The organism is Streptosporangium sp. NBC_01810, assembly GCF_035917355.1.
Lineage (GTDB): Bacteria > Actinomycetota > Actinomycetes > Streptosporangiales > Streptosporangiaceae > Streptosporangium.
Map to the genome: position 1 here is coordinate 7724857 of NZ_CP109070.1, position 19909 is coordinate 7744765.

Consider the following 19909-nt stretch of genomic DNA (forward strand, 5'->3'; position numbering starts at 1 on the left):
CCCCGGCCCGGGAGCGGGCCGGTCCGCGCGGCACCGGGCGCGGGCCACGCCGGCTCCTCGGTAGGTTGGACGGCGTGAGCACGCAGAAGCTTCCCGCCGCCCCCGAGCCCCTGCCGGCAGAGGTGTTCGACAGCCACTGCCACCTGGACATCATGGTGGGCAACCGCCAGGCGTCCTCGGGCGATCCGGTCGCGCAGGCCGCGCAGGCCGCGCAGGCGGCCCGGGCGAGCGTCGAGGGCATCCTCGACGAGGCCCGGGCCGTCGGTGTGACACGGCTCGTCACGATCGGCTACGACCTGCCGTCCTCGCGCTGGAACGCCGAGACGGCCGCGCTCCACGCCGACGTCTACGCCGGGGTGGCCGTCCACCCCAACGAGGCGCACGCCTCGACGCCGGAGACCCTCGCCGAGATCGAGCTGCTGGCACGCCTGCCGCATGTCAGGGCGGTGGGGGAGACGGGGCTCGACTACTACCGCGACTGGGCGTCGAAGGACGACCAGCATGCCAGTTTCCGGGCGCACATCGAGATCGCCAAGCGGACGGGCAAGGCCCTGGTGATCCATGACCGCGAGGCCCACGACGACGTGCTACGCGTGCTGGCCGAGCAGGGCGCCCCGGAGGTCGTGGTCTTTCACAGCTTCTCCGGTGACGCCGAGATGGCCAAGCAGTGCGTCGATGCCGGATATTTCATGTCATTTTCTGGGCCTGTCACCTACAAGAACGCCGGGTACCTCCGAGAGGCCGCGAGGGTCGCGCCGAGGGAGCTGATCCTCGTCGAGACCGACGCGCCCTACCTCCCGCCCGCGCCGCACCGGGGCAAACCCAACGCGCCCTACCTCATCCCGCTCACGCTGCGCTGCCTCGCGGAGGTCAAGGAGGTCGGCCTCACCGACCTCGCCGCCGCCGTCAGCGCCAACGGAGAGACCGTCTTCGGCTCCTGGTGAGGTGCCTCCGGCACCGGGACGTCTTCTGCGGGGCGTCGTGAGGGGGCTCAGCCCACGGCGGGGGCGTCGTGAGGGGGCTCAGCCCACGGCGGGGGCGTCGTGAGGGGCTCAGCCCACGGCGGAGCCGAAGTCGGCGGAGGCCGCGCCCTCAAGGGCGGGAATCCTCCCGGTGCCCGGCGAGAGCGGGACGCCCTGGGCGTCGTTCCTGCCCAGCAGGACGACCTCGCCCGCGCCTTCCCGGTCGGGCGCGCCGACGACCAGCCGGTTGCCGCTGAACCCGACCGACCAGCCGAAGTGGTCGCCTGCCTGGCTCTGGGCGATCAGCCGGCCCGCCCCCTCCTCGCCCATGGTCAACAGCCGCACGCCGCCCCGCTGGTCGGGGCCGTCGAAGGGCACGCCCACGGCGAGCCTGACGTCGTCGGCGCTGCTGAACGCCAGCGAGGTCCCGTACCCCTCGTCCGGGGCACCTTCGGAGCCCCGGTGGAAGGTGGCGGCCGCGGTGATCTCCAGGCTGCTGGAGGCCAGGAACAGCTGGACGAGGCCGGAGTCCTTCACCCCTCCGCCGTCGCCGAGCGGTGCGCTCACCGCGAGGTAGCCGGTGTCGCCCTGCTCGCCGTAGGCCACCGCGTAGCCGAACAGGTCGCCCGCACCGGCGTCGACGATGTCGCGGAGGTCCCACTTCCTGCTCTTGTACTCGTCCTTGGCGCGCCCCACGTCGAAGATCACTGTGAGCGCCCCCGCGTCCAGCTTGCCCCCGCCGGCCTGGGCCCCCGTTCCGTCGTCGTTCTCGTACGGCGATCCGACCGCGAGATCCAGTTCGCCCGGGGCGCCACCCAGCTTGCCGAGCACCGGTGACCAGCCGAACATGTCGCCGGCCTCGCTGTTGCCCGTGACGCCCTTGGTCTCCTGGGAGATCCGCCGGCCCTCGCCGGACGTCTCGGTGTCGAACAGGTAGACCGCGCCGGAGTCGGCGACACCGTCGGCGTTCTCGTGTGGAGCGCCGACCGCCACCAGCGTCCCGCCGAAGGCCAGGGACCAGCCGAAGTGAGCGTCGGCCTCGGGGTAGGGAGAGACCAGGCGGATCGTCCTGGGGTCGGGGCCGCCGTGCACCACGTAGACCGCGCCCGCGTCCCGGTGGCCCGCCACGTCCGCGTACGGGGCGCCGATGATCAGGTCGGCGCAGCCGTCGCCGTCGATCCTGACCAGCCGCACCGACCACCCGAAGCCGTCACCCGCCTCGGTCTCGGCGACGGTCACGGCCGTCCCACCCTCCCCCCGGCCGAACAGCACGTGCACGGCCCCCGTGCCGGCCGATCCGCCGGGGCCGGCGAACGGGTCGCCGACCGCGATGTCGTCCACCCCGTCGCCGTCGAAGTCGCTCGCGCCCGTTCCGGTGCAGTCGGCGGCCGGGGCAGAAGCGGCATCGGACCAGGCGGATCCGGTGGACGACCACGCGATCGCGACCGCGGCCACAAGAGAGAGCAGCAGCCTCATGACACCCTCACTTCTATCTCCCCGCCGCCCTCGATCACCGTTCCGGTCAGCTTCGCGGGCTTGCGGGACGTGGGCAGGTCGTAGACCAGGACGCCGTCCACCTTCGCCCCGGGGGGCAGGGTGGCAGGCAGTTCCGTCGACGCCCTCTCGGCGGTGTGCGCCGTGCCGACGTCGTCGAGCAGGGTGAGCGGGGTGCGGCTGAGCCGGGCCGCCTCCCCGCCGGTGTTGACCAGCGTCCACGGGATCGTGCAGAGCCTGCCGCGTACCGGGGTGGCGCCCTCGTAGGCGGTGAGGCCGCATGTCGGGGTGCGCGGGATGATCAGCTGCGGGTCCGTGAGGAACGAGCCTGTGGTGATCCTGCGGCCCACGTCGGTGGCGCCGTTGCCGGCGATACCGCCGGTGCCGCCGTTGCCACCGGTACCGGCGGCACCGCGGGTGACACCGGTGCTGCCCGCCCGCGTCTCCCCCTGGTCGCCCGGGTCCGGGCCGCGCAGGTTCAGCAGTACGACGACCGTGACGGCCAGTGCCGCGAGTACGGCCAGCCCGGCGAACAGCCAGCGCCGCCGGGGCGCCGTCCCCCCGGTGTCCGGCGCGTCCGATTCCGGGGGGAGCCGGATGCCGGGCGGAGGCAGGGCCGGTGTCCGGGCCGCTGTCTGGGCCGGTGTCCGGGCCGCTGTCTGGGCCGGTGTCCGGGCCGCTGTCCGGGCCGCTGTCTGGGCCGGGACGGGGCCCGTCAACGGCTGGGACGGCGATGTCGCGGACTCGGCCCTTGAGGGCGGGGGGAAGTCCAGTGGCGTCGGTGTCGTGGACGGGCCGGGCGGCGGGGGTGCGGATGTGGAGGATGCCGTGGCCGGTGTCGCGGGGCCCTGGACCGAGGGCGGGGCGGGGAACCGCGTCCCCAGATTCAGCGCGCTGAGGGTCTGGGTGGAGTCGGGCTCCACGTTGGCGGGGGGCTGCCACGACTCGTGGAGCAGATCACTGGCTATCAACGTGGGCGGGTCGGTCCGGGCGGGAGCCGGTGAGGGCGGGGCGGCGATCCCGCCGCCGACCAGGGCGATCAGCAGGTCCTGGGCGGTGGGCCGCCGGTAGGGGTCCATCGCGGTCGCGCGGCGGACCAGGTCGTTCAGCGGGGCGGGGAGCGCGCCCAGGTCAGGCGGGCTGTTGAGCAGCCGGGTGGCCATCGTCATCAGGTCGCCCCGCCCGTAGGGGTGGCGGCCGTTGCCCGCGTACGCGACCATGCAGCCCCAGGCGAAGATGTCCGCGGCAGGAGTGATGTCCAGGCCCTGGATCTGCTCAGGAGCCCACCAGCCGGGGCTGCCGAGCACCTCGCCCGAGCGGGTGAAGCTGTGCGTGGAGTCGAGGGCTCTGGCGATGCCGAAGTCGATCACGCGGGGCCCGGACATGGACAGGATCACGTTGGCGGGTTTGAGATCGCGGTGCACCAGGCCGGCGACGTGGATCGCGGCCAGCGCCGCCGCCACTCCCAGGGCCACGCCGTGCAGCGTTCCGGGCTCCAGCGCGCCGTGCTCGGAGATCTGGCGAGACAGCGGCGTGCCGGCGATGTACTCGGTGACCATGTACAGCCGGTCGTCGTCATCGGTTCCGTCGTCCAGCACCTGCGCCGTGCAGAACGAGGCCACCCGCCGGGCGTTCTCGACCTCGGCGTGGAATCTCGCCGCGAAGCCGTCCTCGACCGTGAGCTCCGCCTTCACCACCTTGAGCGCGACCGGTCGCCCCGCCGGCGCCAGCGCCAGGTAGACGGTCCCCATCCCGCCCTCGCCAAGGCGCCCGAGCAGGCGGTAAGCCCCGATGCTCTCGGGGTCGGTGGATCGCAGCCCTTCGACACCGGGCCGGTTCACGTCCTCTTCACCGGGAAGGTTCCCTTCCTCGCAGTCGGTCCCCCGTATGGCAACGTTATCCACAACGGAACCTTTCGTGCTCCATCACGCGTCCTTGCATGGGCTTCGGTGCGGGAAACTTGTCGGATGACATGGGAGAGCAACCTTGGGTGATCGAGGCAGACGAGTCGGAGACCACAGCGGTCCGGCGGATGCAAGGTTCAAGCCGCTGTGTGAGGACCTATCATGAGCCTTCTTGGTCCAGCGGAAATACGTATTTTGGCGAACAAGCTCAATATTCGTCCCACGAAGAAGCTCGGCCAGAACTTCGTGATCGACGCGGGCACGGTCCGCAAGATCGTGAGGGTGGCCGGGCTTGAGCCCGACGACGTCGTCATCGAGGTCGGCCCGGGGCTGGGATCGCTCACGCTCGCGCTGCTTCCCGAGGTCCGCGGCGTGATCGCCGTGGAGATCGACCCCGTTCTCGCCGCCCAGCTGCCGCTGACGGTCGACAGGCACGCCCCGGAGCTCGCCGACCGGCTCACCGTGGTGCTCGCCGACGCCATGCGTGTCCTGCCCGCGGATCTGCCCGCGGAGCGGCCGAGCGCGCTGGTCGCCAACCTTCCCTACAACGTGTCGGTCCCGGTGGTGCTTCACCTGCTGGAGACGCAGCCGTCGCTGCGCAAGGTCCTGATCATGGTCCAGGCCGAGGTGGCCGACCGGCTGGCCGCCGCTCCCGGTTCCAAGGTCTACGGCATCCCCTCGGTCAAGGCCGCCTGGTACGCCGACGTCCGCCGGGCCGGTCCCATCGGCCGCACCGTCTTCTGGCCGGTTCCCAACGTCGACTCAGGCCTGGTCGCGATGGCCCGGCGGGAGCCGCCCAGCACGGCGGCCACCCGCGAGGAGGTCTTCGCGGTGGTGGACGCCGCCTTCGCCCAGCGCCGCAAGACGCTGCGCGCGGCCCTCGCCTCCTGGGCCGGTACGGCCCCCGCCGCCGAGCGGGCGCTGCGGGCCGCCGGGATCGACCCCGCCAGGCGCGGCGAGCAGCTTACGGTCGAGGATTTCGCGCGGATCGCCGAGCACCGTGCGCCTGAAAACAGTACATAGTCTGATTTGCCGGTTCGTTTGCGTGCGGAGGGGAGGGATCCCGTTACGATCTGACGTCGTGACCAGTGAGCGAGCCCCCATGGGGGACGCATGAACTCCGTGACCGTCCGCGTACCCGCGAAGGTCAACCTGCAACTTGCCGTCGGACCGCTGCGGGATGACGGCTACCACGACCTCGTCAACGTCTTCCACGCAGTCTCGATCTTCGACGAGGTCACGGCCACCGCGGAGACCGGGGTGAGCGTCCGGGTGGAGGGCGAGTCCGCGGACCAGGTGCCCGAGGACGGCGACAACCTCGCGATCCGGGCGGCCCTCGCGCTGGCCGGGCACGCGGGCCGCCCGTACGGGGTGAACCTGCTCATCCGCAAGTCGATCCCGGTGGCGGGCGGCATGGCGGGCGGCAGCGCCGACGCCGCCGCGGCCCTGGTCGCCTGCAACGAGCTGTGGGGGCTCGGCCTGCCGCTTGAGGACCTGATGGAGATCGCCGCCGACATCGGCAGCGACGTCCCCTTCGCCCTGCTCGGCGGTACGGCGGTCGGCACCGGCAGGGGAGAGCGGCTGACCCCGCTGGATGTCGCGGGTACCTTCCACTGGGTGTTCGCACTGGCCGACGGCGGCCTGTCCACGGCCGCGGTCTACGCCGAGTGCGACCGCCTCCGCCAGGTGAGCGGCGAGCAGGTGGCCTGGCCCCAGGTCACCGAGGCACTGCTGGCCGCGCTCCGCGAGGGAGACGCGGAGACCCTCGGTGCCCAGCTGAGCAACGACCTGCAGCCCGCCGCCGTGACGCTGCGCGGCTCACTGGCCCGCACCCTGGACGCGGGGCGGGAGCAGGGCGCCCTCGGCTCGCTGATCTCCGGCTCCGGGCCCACCTGCGCCTTCCTCGCCCGGTCGGCGGCCCACGCGGGCGAGCTGGCAGCCTGCCTGAAGGACGTCGGCGTGGCGCGCGACGTCATCACCGCCCACGGTCCCGTGCCCGGCCCGGTGGTCGTTTAGCCTGTCCCCGTAGCACCATCCCCACGGGTACACGACCGGCCGTTCTCGCCGGTCGAGGCACGCGGGGCTGCCGTTCCCGAAGGCGCCGTCAGGGCCGGGACGGTTCTCGCGGCGGGGGCCGCGTGGGCCGGGAGCGGATACGCTTGTCTGGCGATGAATCTGGTCAATCTTGAGTCGGTCTCCCACTCCTACGGTCCCAAGCCCCTGCTCAACGACGTCTCACTCGGCATCGAGGCGGGCGACCGCATCGGCGTGGTCGGCCGCAACGGCGGTGGCAAGACCACCCTCATCTCGGTGATAGCGGGTGATCTCAAGCCCAACGCCGGGCGGGTCACCCATAACCGGGGGCTCCAGGTGGGGGCGCTGTCGCAGGGCGACGACCTCGACCCGGCGCGGCCGGTGCGCGACATCGTCCTCGGCGACAGGTCCGAGCACGAGTGGGCGGGTGACGCGGGCATCCGCGAGATCCTCGCCAGCCTGCTCGGCGACATCGATCTGACCGCGCTCGCCGGGAGCCTGTCGGGAGGTGAGCGGCGCCGCACGGCCCTCGCCAAGCTGCTCATCGACGAGCACGACCTGATCATCCTGGACGAGCCCACCAACCACCTCGACATCGAGGCCATCGACTGGCTCGCCAGACACCTGGCCGGTCGCAGGACGGCGCTGCTGGTCGTCACCCACGATCGCTGGTTCCTCGACGCGGTCTCCACCAGGACGTGGGAGGTCGTGGACGGTGCGGTCGAGCGCTACGAGGGCGGGTACGCCGCGTACGTGCTGGCCAAGGCCGAGCGCGCCCGGGTGGCCGCCGCCTCAGAGGCCCGCCGCCAGAACCTGATGCGCAAGGAGATCGCCTGGCTCCGCCGGGGTCCGCCCGCGCGCACCTCCAAGCCCAAGTTCCGCATCGACGCCGCCCAGGCGTTGATCGCCGACGAGCCTCCCGCCAGGGAGAGCGTCGAGCTGGTCAAGTTCGCCGCCGCCCGGCTGGGACGCACGGTCTACGACCTTGAGGACGTCACGCTGCACGCCGGAGGACCCGGCCAGGGACCGCTGGTCCTCGACCACTCGACCTGGCAGTTCGGCCCGGGTGACCGGATCGGCCTGATCGGCGTGAACGGCTCGGGCAAGTCCTCGCTGCTCCGCCTGCTCGCCGGTACCGTGCACCCCGACTCGGGCAAGCTCGTGCGCGGCAAGACGGTCCGCCTGGCGCACCTGTCGCAGGAGCTGGCCGAGCTCGACCCGGCGCGCCGGGTGCTGGAGACCGTCGAGGAGGTCCGCAAGTTCATTCAGGTCGGCAAGAAGGAGTGGACCGCCTCCCAGCTGCTGGAGCGCCTCGGCTTCAAGGGCGACGCGCAGTGGAAGGTCGTCGGCGACCTGTCCGGTGGCGAGCGGCGCCGCCTGCAACTGCTCCGCCTCCTCATGGACGACCCCAACGTGCTGCTGCTCGACGAGCCGACCAACGACCTCGACATCGAGACGCTCAACGAGCTGGAGGACCTGCTCGACGGCTGGCCGGGCACGCTGATCCTGGTCAGCCACGACCGCTACTTCCTGGAGCGGGTCACCGACAAGACCGTCGCCCTGCTCGGTGACCACAGGCTGTCGATGCTCCCCGGCGGAGTGGACGAATACCTGTCCCGGCGTGCCGCGGGCGCGGCCCTGTCCGCGCGGGCGGCGTCCGGCGCGGTCTCCGGTACGGCCTCCGCGACCTCGGCCGCGGTCGCGAAGGAGACGGCCCCCGGTCTGTCGGCGCGCGAGGAGCGCGATCTCCGTAAGGAGCTCTCCCGCCTGGAACGCCAGCTCGACAAGCTGAGCGGCCGCGAGGTGAAGCTGCACACGTCCATGGCCGACGCCGCCGCCGACTACGAGCGGTTGGCCTCGCTCGACGCGCAGCTGAAGGAGATCCTCGCGGAGAAGGACTCGATCGAGGGTGAGTGGCTGGAGCTGGCCGACCGCCTGGGTGAGTGAGTCTCGGAGAGTCCCTGCCGGTCGCCGCCGGAGCCGTTCGCGGAGGGGGCTGAGAACGTGCTTTCGGGGTGGGCCGGGTCTGCCCCTCCGTCCTCGGGCATGGAGGTCAGGGCGCTCCGGTGTCGGTTGCGTCAAAAGGGACGAGTAGCGTGCGCAGCAGGTCCGCAAGGGCCTGCTGTTCGCGTTCCTGCAGGCTCGCGAGGAGCTCGCGCTCGCGGCGCAGCAGGTCGTCGAAGGCACTGTCCACCCGCGTCCGCCCGGTGCCGGTCAGGGAGACCAGGACGCCGCGCCGGTCCTCGGGGTCGGGGCGCCGCCTGACCAGTCCGGCCGCGGTCAGCCGGTCGATCCGGTTGGTCATCGTCCCCGACGTCACCAGCGTCGCGCGGAGCAGTGCTCCCGGGCTCATCTCGTACGGCTCCCCGGCCCGGCGCAGGGCGGTGAGCACGTCGAACTCCCAGATCTCCAGGTCGTGTTCGGCGAAGGCGGCCCGGCGGGCGCGGTCGAGATGGCGGGCCAGCCGGGAGACCCGGCTGAGCACCTGGAGCGGCTGCACGTCGAGGTCCGGGCGTTCCTGATTCCAGGCGGTGACCAGCAGGTCGACCTCGTCCTTCGCGCCGGCCGAACGCCTGGAGCCGTGGTCCGCGTGGTGCAGGGTCATGCCGGGAGTCTATCTGTCTTGACATCGAGATATCTCGCCGGATATCAATTATCTTGATGTCAAGAGATATGTGGGATCCCGCGGTTTACGGTCGCTACGCCGACGAGCGCGCACGACCCTTTTTCGATCTTGTTTCCAGGATACCCGCAGCGGACCCCGGCTACGTGGTCGACGCGGGCTGCGGCACCGGCGAGCTCACCGCGGAACTCGCCAGGCGCTGGCCGGACGCCCGCATCCATGGCTTCGACTCCTCGCCCGCCATGATCGAGAAGGCCCCCGCCGGTGGCTCGCTCTCCTTCTCCGTCGAGGACGTCAGGCGCTGGAGCCCCGCGTCACCGGTGGACGTGATCGTGTCCAACGCGGTACTGCAGTGGGTGCCCGAGCATCGCGAGCTGCTACCGCGCTGGGTGGAGGCGCTCGCCCCCGGCGGCCGGCTCGCCTTCCAGGTGCCGGGTAACTTCGACGCCCCCAGCCACGCCCTGGTCCGCGAGCTGTGCCGGACGAAGTGGCGCGACCGGCTGGGTGACCTGGCCTCGTACTCTCCCGTCGACGACCCGGCCGGCTACCTTGGCCTGCTCGCTCGACTGGGCTGCCGGGTGGACGCCTGGGAGACCACCTACCTGCACGTGCTCCCCGGCGACGACGCCGTGCTCTCCTGGATCACCGGCACCGCCCTGCGCCCCATGCTCGACCGCCTGGACCCCGCCGAGGCCGCCGCCTTTCTCGCCGACTGTGCCGCCCTGCTCCGCGAGGCCTACCCTCGGGGGCCGTACGGCACGATCTTCCCCTTCCGTAGGATCTTCGTGGTCGCCGGGAAGTGACCGCCCGTAAAGACGTGAGGTTTCGTGGGACTGTGGCATCGAGGGAGGCCGGGTAAGCCTCCCGGGGATTCGGCGGAGCACTCTCCTCGCTGCCTCAGTCAGGGATGTCGAAGGTGTACGACCAGACGAACCGGCTCGCTGCGTGCACGCCACGGGCATACTCGATCGCTCGGCCGTCGGCCATCCGGGTGACACGGTGAACCTCCACCACCGGCTCGCCCGCTGACAGTTCCAGGAGAAGGGTCTCCTCCGTGGTGGGCATTCGCGCCGACAGATCCTCGCTGATCTCGTGTGGGATCAGCCCCTGGTCGGTGAGCACTTGGAACCCGCCGCCTCTGCCGGCGATCCCGGGTGACTGGTCGACCAGCGGTGTGCCCTCGACGTCGGCCGGTCGATAGTACGAGGTCATCGTGTGGGTGGGGATGCCGTCGCGGGTCATGACACGTGCCCGTTCGTACACCGACGCTCCGATGTCCACGCCGAGCGCCGCTGCGGTGTGACCGTCGGCGGCGATAAGGGAGACCTCCTGCGTCTGGTAGCCCTGTTGTTGAGTGGTCTCGCTGTTCGGACGGTCGTCGGCGTGTGCCGTGACGGTGGTGACCTGCCACCGATGACGCGCGTAGCGGTCGGGTCCCAGACGTCTGATGGGATGCGGTTCGCGAACGTACGCCCCTGATCCGTGCCGGGTGACGACCAGCCCTTCCATTTGAAGCAGCCCGAGAGCCTTGTTCGCCGTGTTCCGGGTGACACCGTAGCGCTCGGCAAGATCACGCAGCGGTGGCAGTTTCGCGCCTGGAGGTAAGCGCCCGGCGTCGATCTCGGCTCGCAGGTCGTCGGCGATTTGTCGTGAAGGTAGCGATATACGCGGCTCGTTCGACACGCTTACACCCTACCGCTAAGTGTCGTACGCCAATAAGTGTCATGGGACACTCTTGACCTCTGGCGGTCTCGGGTTTATCGTCAAGTGTCGTAGGACACTTTGTCGTACGTCACCTCGGCTATCGCTTCACGGTGGTACGGCTTTGTCTTCACCTCAACGGTGCGACTTCGGTCCTGAAACCTCGATGCCGTCCGATTGCTCGATCATGCACAGGAGGTAACGCTCCATGACCATCGTCTCCGATCAGGCTCATCTCTCAGAAGGTTCGGAGAAACGAAGAGAACTCAGGTGACTGTTCAGGTGCCCTTTCCTCGTGAGGTTGGGCGTGGCATGGGCATGATCGGACTCATGGGATGATCTTCGGGTGATTCCGGCTGAGGGCGAGCGTCCGTCATACGGCGAGCTTGCCGCTTTGGTCGTGGCGCTGACCGCCCGGCTGGATGTGCTGGAAGCGCGGGTCGTCGAGTTGGAGGCGGAAAACGCCCAGCTCAAAGCGGAGAACGCGGAGTTGCGGGCTGAGAATGCCGAGCTGCGGCGGCAGGTAGGGCGAAACTCGCGTAATTCCTCGCAACCTCCGTCGGCCGATGGCCTGGCCAAGCCACCGCCCAAGTCGATGCGGGGTAGGAGCGGACGTCGCCCCGGTAAGCAGCCCGGCACGTCGGGGACGGCGTTGATGCAGGTGGACTGCCCGACATGGACGGTGCCGCACCTTCCATCTGCGTGTGGCGGGTGTGGCGGGGACCTGACCGATGCAACCCCGGCGGGCGTTGCGGTGATTCGGCAGGTTTTCGACATCCCCGAGGTCAAGGCCGAGGTCACCGCGCATGAGTTGCACGCCCTGGCCTGTGGCGGTTGCGGGACGGTGACCCGTGCTGCGGCTCCGGCGTTCGCCACGGCCCCGGCGGTGTACGGGCCACGGGTGAGCGCGCTGGCCGCCTACCTGTCCGCCCAGCACCACATCCCGGTTGGGCGGGTCGCCGAGGTCCTCGCCGATCTGGCCGGGATCGAGGTGTCGACCGGGTGGATCAGCGACACGGTCACGAAGGTGGCCCAGGTCCTGGCGCCGGTCAACGCACGGATCCGTGACGCGATCGCCGCTGCGAGCGTCGCGCACTTCGATGAGAGCGTCACCCGCGTGGGCGGCAGGAACCACTGGCTGCACGTGGCCGCCACACCTGTGCTGACCGCCTACCACATCGACGCCCACGGGCGCGGCACCGAGTCGATCACCGCGTTCGGGATCCTTCCCCGCTTCACCGGCGTGGCCGTCCACGACGCCTACCGCTCCTACCAGGCATTCGAGGGCTGCACGCACGCCTTGTGCAATGCGCACATCGTCCGGGAGGCCGCCGGGATCGGCGAGTACGACCTTCGCGCGCGGGCCGATGGCTGGGCTGAGGCGCTGGTGCTGTTACTCGGTGACGGATACCGGTGGGTGGCCGCCTGGCGAGACAAAGGGCATGACCGCCTGCCGGACTTCAAGCTGAAGGACCTGTCCCAGCGCTTCGACGACCTGGTGGAACGAGCGTTGACCGCGCATTCCCCACGCGGAACGGGCAAGCAGAGCCCTGCACGTAACCTGGCGCTACGCCTGCGAACCCGAAAGAGTGAGGTGCTGCGGTTCGCCACCGACTTCACTGTGGCGTACTCCAACAACGTCGCGGAGCAGGCCATCCGTATGATCAAGACGAAGACCAAGGTCAGCGGTGGTTTTCGCACGCTCAAGGGCGCCCAGACTTTCCTGGCCATCCGCGGCTACATCTCCACCGTCCGAAAGAACGGTCTCCGCGCCGCTCACGCGCTGCACGACGCGCTGCTCGGCAATCCCTGGATGCCCGCACTCACGCGATGACCTGAATAGTCACGAACTCAGGTCTCTGCCGGTGGCGTCACCGCCTGCGGTAATGAGTTGAGTGCCGTCATGAATGATCCGAGTTCCGCGCAGGAGGCGCGCGTGCCTGTGGAGCGAGCGATGGTCGTGTCCACACCTGGCCCATGGCCAGGCTGGGGCAAGGCGAATGCGCGATACCTCGGCTTGCCGCGCCATCCCGAAATGGTAAGGCGAGCGCGAGAGTTCGCCCGTCGCGCGGCGACGGACTGGGCTGTAAGTGAAGAAATGATCTTCACGATCGAGGTGCTGATCTCCGAGCTGGTCACCAACTCGGTCCGCCACGCCGTGGGAAGGCATGTCCGGGTGTGGGTCCGGCTCCGTGGCCACCTGCTGTTCGTCGAGGTGCAGGACGGAGGGGCCGTCCAGCAGTTGTGCATGAGAACACCTGACCTGGAGGCCGAGAACGGCAGGGGACTCCTGCTGGTGAACGCGCTGGCCCTGAGGTTCCGGTCGATCGGGTTCGTACATCCTCGTGACCCGCCGCCCGGTCGGTGGTGTCCTGGTCACGGCGATGGTTGGGGTTCCTGGACGGATAACAGGGCATCAATAAATACTGCGAAGACATGGTGGATATCTTGGTAAATCTAGGGATGACCTGTGGCGATAGAGATCGAGGACAAGTTCGACGTACCAGTGGATTACCAGCTGCCGGATCTCGCCGGACTGCCAGGCGTAGGGGAGGTCGTGGGTCCCAAGACCCATCGGCTGGTCGCCCTCTATTTCGACACGCCCGACCTGAGGCTCGCCGCGCGGGGAATCACCCTGAGAAGGCGCAGGGGCGGTACGGATCCGGGCTGGCACCTCAAGCTCCCCAAGGCCCAAGGCGTACGGCAGGAGATCACCCACCCGCTGACCCGGAGCATCAAGATCGTCCCTGCCGAGCTGGCCGACCTGGTGCTCGCCCACACCCGAGGCGCCCCGCTGGCGCCCATCGCCGAGCTGGACACCCGCCGTGCCGTCACCACGCTGGTCAACGGAGCCGGGGTGAGGCTGATCGAGATCGCCGATGACCGGGTCAAGGGCACGGTGTTCGGCGACGAACCCCATGTCGAGCGCTGGCACGAGGTCGAGGCGGAGATCGTCCAGGGCGACGAGAGGCTGCTGAAGAAGGTCGGAAAGCGGCTACGCCAGGTCGGCGCCAGTCCCGCCGAATCGGCCAGCAAGCTCGCGCGCCTGCTCAACGCGGCCGGGGCGGTCTCAGCGCAGCCGCGTACCAGGCCGATCCCGGGTTCCGCGGGTGAGGTCGCCGTCGGCTATCTCACCGCCCAGGTCGGCGCGTTGCTCGCGCAGGATCCTCGGGTCCGTAAGGCCGAGGAGGACGCCGTACACCAGATGCGCGTCGCCGCCCGGCGGCTCCGCAGCGCGCTGAAGTCGTTCAAAACGGTCGTCAAGGGGACCGGGAGCGTCCAGGACGAGCTCAAGTGGCTCGGCACGGTCCTCGGCGAGGCGCGCGACCTGGAGGTCATCCGCGAGCGGTTCGAGAACAGGCTCGACAGCCTGGACAACGCGCTGATCGTGGGCCCGGTCAGGGCCCGCCTCAGCTCCGACCTGCTGGACGACGAGCACGAGGCCCTCGACCGGGTCAGGGACGCCCTCCGCGGGGAGCGCTACTTCGCCCTGCTCGACGCCCTCGACGACCTGATCGCCACCCCCGTGCTCACCAAGGCCGCCGACAGGCCCGCCGAGACCCTGAAGACCGTCGCGGCCTTCAGCTGGCGCCAGGTCGTCAGGGCCTACGACACCGCGCGGTCCATCGAGGACCCCGCCGAGCGCGAACTCGCCATGCACGACGTACGCAAGGCGGCCAAACGGGCCCGTTACACCGCGGAGGTGCCCGGCATGAAGAAGCTGGCCAAGCGGGCGGAGGCGATACAGGAGGCGCTGGGCACCCACATGGACGGCGTCGTCGCGCAGGAACGGCTGGTCGCCGAGGCCGCGAACGCACGCCTGGCAGGGGAGGACACCTACACCTACGGCGTGCTGACCGGCGTGGAGCGGGCCGGGGCCGAGCGCGCCGACGAGGAGTTCCCCCGGCTCTGGGCCGACACCGCGGCCGCCGTCGCGAAGCTTCTCCGACGCTCCCCCGGCCGCTGAGCGCTCGGGATCGTTTGGCGAGGCCCTGGACCGAACCGCCGGAAGCGGGCGTCAGACGACGTAGCGGTCCACGGCCACGACACGGCCGCCGTTGTGGTGCAGCACCGTGAACGCGCCCTTGGCCAGCCACGTGTCGCCGGACCGGCCGCCGACTTCGGAGATCAGCTCGGGCAGGGTCTTGCCGTGGCCGCAGAGCGTCGTGGGCCGGTTCGAGGCCAGTGCCTCCTCGACCAGGAGGAGGGAGCCCTGGAAGTCGTGGTGGGTCTCCGACAGGACGGGTTCGAGCCGGACCGGCAGGCCGGCCCGTTCGGCGTACGGCTCCAGGGTCTGCACGCACCGCCTGCTGGGGGAGCTGACCAGCTCCGCGGGGCGGAAGGCGCCCAGCACGCTCGCGAGCACCTCGGCCTGTCTCAGGCCGCTCTCATCGAGCGGGCGGTCGTCGTCGTCGCCCTCCCAGTCCTGCCGGTTCCCCGCCAGGGCGTGCCGTACCAGCACGAGCGGGGTGGTCGCGGGCGATGCCGCGCCGAGCGCGCGGAGCAGGTGGGCGTCCCAGTCGTAGGTCAGGCGCCGTACGGCCTCCTCCACAGGCAGCCAGACCACCTCGTCGACCTCGCGGCTGTCGGTACGGCGCTCCTCGGAGAGCATCCTGGCCACCCAGTAGTCGACGCGCTTGGGCCGGCCGTCCTTCGTGTAGTGGCTCGACGGCAGCGACCGGCCGAGTTCCACGGTGATCCCCGTCTCCTCGGTCACCTCGCGCAGCGCGCCGGCGATGGCGTGCTCGCCGTTCTTCAGCTTCCCCTTGGGGAACGACCAGTCGTCGTACTTGGGCCGGTGGACGAGGGCGACCTGCGGCGCGCCCGGTGAGCCGCGCCAGACGACCGCCCCGGCCGCGCGGATCACGCCGTCCGGGCGGGTGGTGTGCTCAGTCATCGATGGCCCTCCACCTACGGGTGCCGATCAGATGGGTCTGCAGGTCATCGCCGGGATGTCGGAGCCAGGTCCCGTCCGGGTCGAGCCACCAGCTCGTGGTGTCGTCGGACATGGCCCGGTCCAGCAGGCCGCTGAGGTAGTTCCGCTGTTGCTGGCTGGCGACCTTGACCAGTACCTCCACCCGGCGCTCGATGTTGCGGCGCATCATGTCACCGCTGCCGATCCAGATCTCCGGGCGTCGGCCGCGGCCGAACTCGTAGATCCGCGAGTGTTCGAGGAAACGGCCCAGCACACTCCTGACCCGGATGTTCTCCGACAGCTCCTGTACACCGGGACGGAGCGTGCAGACCCCCCGCACCCACAGATCCACCGGTACGCCGGCCCGCGACGCCCGGTAGAGGGCGTCGATGATGGGCTCGTCCACCAGGGAGTTCGTCTTCATCCTGATGCCGGCGGGACGGCCCGCCTCCTGATGGGCGATCTCCCGCTCGATCCTGGCCAGCAGCCCGCCGCGCAGCGAGTGCGGGGCGACCAGCAGCCGCCGGTAGGCCGAGTGGTTGGAGTAGCCGGTCAGGTGGATGAACAGGTCCGTGACGTCCTCGCCGACCAGCCGGTCGGCGGTGAGCAGGCCCAGGTCCTCGTACAACCTGGCGGTCTTGGGATTGTAGTTGCCCGTGCCGATGTGGCAGTAGCTGCGCAGTTCGCCCGAGGATTCCTGCCGCACCACCAGGGCCAGCTTGCAGTGGGTCTTCAGCCCCACGACACCGTAGACCACGTGGCATCCGGCCCGTTCCAGCTTGCGAGCCCAGGTGATGTTGGCGTGCTCGTCGAACCTGGCCTTGATCTCCACGACCACGACCACCTGCTTGCCCGCCTCGGCGGCGTCGATCAGCGCGTCCACGATCGGTGAGTCGCCGCTGGTGCGGTAGAGCGTCTGCTTGATGGCCAGCACGTTCGGGTCGGCGGCGGCCTGCTCGATGAACCGCTGCACGCTCGTGGAGAACGAGTCGTACGGGTGGTGCAGCAGCACGTCCCGCTCGCGCAGCACCGCGAAGATGTCGTCCTCGACGTGCACGACCTCCGCGGGTACGAACGGGCGGAAGGTCAGCTCGCCCCGGTCGAGGTCGGCGATCGCGTGCAGCCCGGTCAGGTCCAGTGGCCCCGGCAGCCGGCAGATCTCGTGCTCGGCCACTCCCAGCTCGTCCACCAGCAGGTCGAGCACCTCGGGTGTGATGGTGTCCTCGACCTCCAGCCGGACCGGAGGGCCGAAGCGGCGCTTGAGAAGCTCGCGCTCCAGTGCCTGCATGAGGTTCTCGGTGACGTCCTCGTCGACGTCCAGGTCCTCGTTGCGGGTCACCCGGAAGGCGTGGTGTTCGACGATCTCCATGCCTTTGAAAAGCTGCCCCAGGTGAGCGGCGATCACATCTTCCAGCGGGACGAAACGGTTCACGGACGCCGTGACGAAGCGGGGGAGCCGGCTGGGCACCTTGACCCGGGCGAAGACCGTGTTGCCGGTCGAGGGGTTGCGGACGGTGACGGCCAGGTTCAGTGAGAGTCCCGAGATGTACGGGAAGGGGTGGGCGGGGTCGACGGCCAGCGGCGTCAGCACCGGCCTGATCCGCTCCCTGAAGAACTTGCGCATCTCGGTGCGCTCGTCGCGGCCGAGGTCGTCCCAGCGCACGATCTCGATGCCCTCGGCGCTCAGCCGCGGGCGGATCCGCTCGTGGAAGCAGGCCGACTGCCGCAGCGCGAGATCGTTGGCGATCCCCGCGATCCTGGGCAGCTCCTCGCGGGGCTTCAGCCCGCTCTTCGTGCGGAGCAGGAGGCCGGTGGCCATCCGCCGTTTCAGCCCGGCCACCCGTACCCGGAAGAACTCGTCCAGGTTGCTGGCGAAGATGGCAAGGAACCGCACCCTCTCCAGCAGCGGCAGGGACGGATCCTCCGCCATCTCCAGCACACGCTGGTTGAACTGGAGCCAGCTCTCCTCGCGGTTGAGGAAGCGCTCCTGAGGGAGGGGGAGTCCGGCGGGGGTGGCTCCGGCGAGTTCAGCGGACATATGACCAGAATGCCCGCTTTTGTTGAACGGAACGTTAATTTCGGCTCAACGAGCGCTGTTGTTTACCCACTTGGCTCAAGTTTTTCTTGTTCTTCAGCCACGAGTTCCGCTCGCTTGACAGCCTCGCGCTCGGCGGCCTTGGCCTCGCGGAGCATCGCCTTCTCCAGCTCCCTCTGCTCCCGCTCACGCGCCTTCTCCAGCTCCCGCTGCTCGCGGAGCCGTGCCTTCTCCAGCTCCCTGGCCAGCTTCTCGGCCTCGCGCTGTTCGCGCTCGCGCAGCTTCTCCTGTTCCTTCTGCTCCCGCGCACGTGCCTTCTCCAGCTCCCGGAGCTCCTTTTCCGTCGGGGGCGGTGACGGTTCGGCGGGGCGGGGCTGCGGGCGCCGCCGCGATCCCGGGGGATGGGGGCCGGCATCGGCCGTGCGCTGCGGCGCCTGGGCCAGCCGCTGCCCCAGGCCACGAGAGGAGGCGGTCAGCCGGGGGCTCGGGTCCAGCCCGGTCAGACCGTTCCAGGCCAGGTTGACCAGGTGCGCGGCGACCTCCTCGCGCGACGGCTTGCGCACGTCCAGCCACCACTGGCCGGTCAGCGCCACCATGCCGACCAGCATCTGGGCGTACATGGGCGCCAGCTTGGGGTCGTAGCCACGTTCGACGAACTCGTCGACCATGACGTCCTCGACCTGGCTGGCGATGTCGTTGATCAGGCTGGCGAACGTGCCGGTTCCCGAGGCGGCGTGCGAGTCGCGAACGAGGATGCGGAAACCCTCGCTGTTCTCCTCCACGTAGGCCAGCAGGGCCAGGGCCGCCCGCTCCAGCTTGATCAGTGAGTGCGAGGCGGACAGCGCCTCGGTCACCATGATCAACAGCTTCTGCATCTCCCGGTCGATGACGACCGCGTACACGCCCTCCTTACCGCCGAAGTGCTCGTAGACCACCGGTTTGGAGACGTTGGCGGTTGCCGCGATCTCCTCGACCGATGTGCCGTCGAACCCTTTCTCCGCGAACAGGGTCCGGCTGATCTGGATCAGCTGTTCCCGGCGTTCCTTACCTGACATCCGCCGTCGGGGCTCGCTCACGGTTCTAATAATGGTGCTCCGGAGTATTGATCGCGACGCGGGTCGACTGCGTCGCTAACGCGACGCCAACGCGTCGCGGTTCGGCCGCCTAGACCCGGGGGGAGAGGTGAGGGTGTCAGGCGGCGATGCGTTTGGCGGCCAGGCGTTCGGGGGTCGGCCAGCGGACGTCGTGTGCCCAGCCGGCCTTCTCGAACCAGCGGATGACACCCGCACTGAGGTCGATCTGCCCCTTCAGCACGCCGTGCCGGGCGCAGGTGGGGTCGGAGTGGTGCAGGTTGTGCCAGGATTCGCCGAAGGAGGGGATGGCCAGCCACCACACGTTGCGGGACTTGTCACGCGACTCGAAGGCCTCCTCGCCGAAGACATGGCAGATGGAGTTGATCGACCAGGTCACGTGGTGCAGCAGGCCGATCCTGACCAGCGTGCCCCAGAAGAAGCCGGTCGCCATGCCCCACCACGACCAGGTCAGCAGGCCGCCGAGCAGGGCGGGCATGACTATCGTGGTGATCGCCAGGACCGGGAAGAACTTGTGCAGCTTGATGATGTCCGGGTCCTTGACCAGGTCGGGGGCGTACTTCTCGCGGTTGGCCCGATCGGCCTCGAACAGCCAGCCCATGTGCGCCCAGAGCAGACCCTTGGACACGGCCACGAAGCCGGTGCCGAAGCGCCACGGCGAGTGCGGGTCGCCCTCCTTGTCGGAGAACTTGTGGTGCTTGCGGTGGGTGGCCACCCAGTCGAGGACCGACATCTCCATCGAGAGGCTGCCCGCGATGCCCAGCGCGATCTTCAGCGGGCGCTTGGCCTTGAACGAGCCGTGCGTGAAGTGGCGGTGCAGGCCGACGGTGACACCCAGGCCGGTGACCACGTAGAAGACCGACGCGATCACGATGTCGGACCAGCCGAGTCCCCAGCCCCAGGCGAACGGGATGGCCGCCGCCAGGGCGATCAGCGGGGCGCCGACGACCACTCCGAAGGTGATGATCTCGGGCAGTGTCTTCGACTCGGGGTCGATGTCGGGTTTGGGGCCAGGGGCAGAGCGTTCTTCGATGACGGTCATGCGCTACCTCGCGGTGGCTCGGAAAAGGCAAGGATTCACGTGCGGCTACGCCACCGTAACCTACGCCATCGTAAGTTAGGAATCCCTAAGCACCAAGTGTGTGAAAGC

At 69.7% G+C, this 19909-nt stretch carries 16 protein-coding genes; 8 read left to right on the forward strand and 8 right to left on the reverse strand.

Annotated elements, in window-relative coordinates; all coding sequences use genetic code 11:
* Positions 1–74: 74 nt before the first annotated feature.
* Positions 75–944, forward strand: a complete 870-nt coding sequence (locus OIE13_RS34990; RefSeq protein ID WP_326829317.1) for a TatD family hydrolase — start codon at positions 75–77, stop codon at positions 942–944.
* Positions 945–1052: 108 nt separating this feature from the next.
* Here the strand turns inward: OIE13_RS34990 and OIE13_RS34995 are convergent, their stop codons facing one another.
* Positions 1053–2438 (reverse strand): FG-GAP-like repeat-containing protein, encoded by a 1386-nt coding sequence (locus OIE13_RS34995; protein WP_326644932.1) that lies wholly within the window; start codon positions 2436–2438, stop codon positions 1053–1055.
* On the reverse strand, positions 2435–4297 hold the full coding sequence (locus OIE13_RS35000; protein ID WP_326829318.1) for a serine/threonine-protein kinase: 1863 nt from the start codon (positions 4295–4297) through the stop codon (positions 2435–2437). The genes OIE13_RS34995 and OIE13_RS35000 overlap by 4 nt, the downstream gene beginning before the upstream one ends.
* Before the next feature lie 225 nt (positions 4298–4522).
* Between OIE13_RS35000 and rsmA the strand changes: the two genes are divergently transcribed.
* From rsmA to OIE13_RS35015, 3 genes are all read left to right on the forward strand, one after another.
* Positions 4523–5383 (forward strand): 16S rRNA (adenine(1518)-N(6)/adenine(1519)-N(6))-dimethyltransferase RsmA, encoded by an 861-nt coding sequence (gene rsmA / locus OIE13_RS35005; protein WP_326644928.1) that lies wholly within the window; start codon positions 4523–4525, stop codon positions 5381–5383.
* Positions 5384–5473: 90 nt separating this feature from the next.
* Positions 5474–6376 (forward strand): 4-(cytidine 5'-diphospho)-2-C-methyl-D-erythritol kinase, encoded by a 903-nt coding sequence (locus OIE13_RS35010; RefSeq protein WP_326644926.1) that lies wholly within the window; start codon positions 5474–5476, stop codon positions 6374–6376.
* 153 nt (positions 6377–6529) lie between these two features.
* Positions 6530–8341 carry an ABC-F family ATP-binding cassette domain-containing protein gene (locus tag OIE13_RS35015; protein WP_326644924.1) on the forward strand — a complete coding sequence of 604 codons (1812 nt, stop codon included), beginning with the start codon at positions 6530–6532 and terminating at the stop codon, positions 8339–8341.
* Positions 8342–8447: 106 nt separating this feature from the next.
* On the opposite strand, the gene OIE13_RS35020 is transcribed toward OIE13_RS35015, so the two are convergent.
* Positions 8448–8999: a MarR family winged helix-turn-helix transcriptional regulator gene (locus OIE13_RS35020; protein ID WP_326644921.1), complete on the reverse strand. Its 552-nt coding sequence runs from the start codon at positions 8997–8999 to the stop codon at positions 8448–8450.
* A 56-nt stretch (positions 9000–9055) separates the two neighbouring features.
* On the opposite strand from OIE13_RS35020, the gene OIE13_RS35025 reads away from it, so the two are divergent.
* Complete coding sequence (locus OIE13_RS35025) at positions 9056–9820, forward strand: trans-aconitate 2-methyltransferase (protein WP_326829319.1); 765 nt, start codon at positions 9056–9058, stop codon at positions 9818–9820.
* Positions 9821–9914: 94 nt separating this feature from the next.
* Here the strand turns inward: OIE13_RS35025 and OIE13_RS35030 are convergent, their stop codons facing one another.
* Positions 9915–10700: a GntR family transcriptional regulator gene (locus tag OIE13_RS35030; RefSeq protein ID WP_326829320.1), complete on the reverse strand. Its 786-nt coding sequence runs from the start codon at positions 10698–10700 to the stop codon at positions 9915–9917.
* A gap of 364 nt (positions 10701–11064) precedes the next feature.
* Between OIE13_RS35030 and tnpC the strand changes: the two genes are divergently transcribed.
* The 3 genes from tnpC (at position 11065) to OIE13_RS35045 (ending at position 14685) form a co-directional block, all read left to right on the forward strand.
* A complete protein-coding gene (gene tnpC, locus OIE13_RS35035; RefSeq protein WP_326829321.1) occupies positions 11065–12552 on the forward strand; it encodes an IS66 family transposase in 1488 nt (495 codons plus the stop codon).
* Between the two features lie 120 nt (positions 12553–12672).
* Complete coding sequence (locus OIE13_RS35040) at positions 12673–13173, forward strand: ATP-binding protein (protein WP_326830335.1); 501 nt, start codon at positions 12673–12675, stop codon at positions 13171–13173.
* Between the two features lie 15 nt (positions 13174–13188).
* Complete coding sequence (locus tag OIE13_RS35045) at positions 13189–14685, forward strand: CYTH and CHAD domain-containing protein (RefSeq protein WP_326644897.1); 1497 nt, start codon at positions 13189–13191, stop codon at positions 14683–14685.
* A 51-nt stretch (positions 14686–14736) separates the two neighbouring features.
* Here OIE13_RS35045 and OIE13_RS35050 read toward each other — a convergent pair whose 3' ends face one another.
* The 4 genes from OIE13_RS35050 to OIE13_RS35065 all read right to left on the reverse strand — a co-directional run bounded on the left by OIE13_RS35050 (position 14737) and on the right by OIE13_RS35065 (position 19801).
* Positions 14737–15615 carry an NUDIX hydrolase gene (locus OIE13_RS35050; protein ID WP_326644895.1) on the reverse strand — a complete coding sequence of 293 codons (879 nt, stop codon included), beginning with the start codon at positions 15613–15615 and terminating at the stop codon, positions 14737–14739.
* On the reverse strand, positions 15608–17671 hold the full coding sequence (locus OIE13_RS35055; RefSeq protein ID WP_326644893.1) for an RNA degradosome polyphosphate kinase: 2064 nt from the start codon (positions 17669–17671) through the stop codon (positions 15608–15610). Before OIE13_RS35055 ends, OIE13_RS35050 begins: the two co-directional genes overlap by 8 nt.
* A gap of 62 nt (positions 17672–17733) precedes the next feature.
* Positions 17734–18744 carry a TetR family transcriptional regulator gene (locus tag OIE13_RS36900; protein ID WP_442811668.1) on the reverse strand — a complete coding sequence of 337 codons (1011 nt, stop codon included), beginning with the start codon at positions 18742–18744 and terminating at the stop codon, positions 17734–17736.
* 115 nt (positions 18745–18859) lie between these two features.
* Positions 18860–19801 (reverse strand): acyl-CoA desaturase, encoded by a 942-nt coding sequence (locus OIE13_RS35065; RefSeq protein WP_326644891.1) that lies wholly within the window; start codon positions 19799–19801, stop codon positions 18860–18862.
* Positions 19802–19909: the final 108 nt, after the last annotated feature.

Bases quoted from the DNA above. Each gene is read 5' to 3' on its own strand.
- OIE13_RS34995 (WP_326644932.1), bottom strand. From the start codon at position 2,438: ATGAGGCTGCTGCTCTCTCTTGTGGCCGCGGTCGCGATCGCGTGGTCG.
- rsmA (WP_326644928.1), top strand. From the start codon at position 4,523: ATGAGCCTTCTTGGTCCAGCGGAAATACGTATTTTGGCGAACAAGCTC.
- OIE13_RS35010 (WP_326644926.1), top strand. From the start codon at position 5,474: ATGAACTCCGTGACCGTCCGCGTACCCGCGAAGGTCAACCTGCAACTT.
- OIE13_RS35015 (WP_326644924.1), top strand. From the start codon at position 6,530: ATGAATCTGGTCAATCTTGAGTCGGTCTCCCACTCCTACGGTCCCAAG.
- OIE13_RS35020 (WP_326644921.1), bottom strand. From the start codon at position 8,999: ATGACCCTGCACCACGCGGACCACGGCTCCAGGCGTTCGGCCGGCGCG.
- OIE13_RS35025 (WP_326829319.1), top strand. From the start codon at position 9,056: ATGTCAAGAGATATGTGGGATCCCGCGGTTTACGGTCGCTACGCCGAC.
- OIE13_RS35040 (WP_326830335.1), top strand. From the start codon at position 12,673: ATGGTCGTGTCCACACCTGGCCCATGGCCAGGCTGGGGCAAGGCGAAT.
- OIE13_RS35050 (WP_326644895.1), bottom strand. From the start codon at position 15,615: ATGACTGAGCACACCACCCGCCCGGACGGCGTGATCCGCGCGGCCGGG.
- OIE13_RS35055 (WP_326644893.1), bottom strand. From the start codon at position 17,671: ATGTCCGCTGAACTCGCCGGAGCCACCCCCGCCGGACTCCCCCTCCCT.
- OIE13_RS35065 (WP_326644891.1), bottom strand. From the start codon at position 19,801: ATGACCGTCATCGAAGAACGCTCTGCCCCTGGCCCCAAACCCGACATC.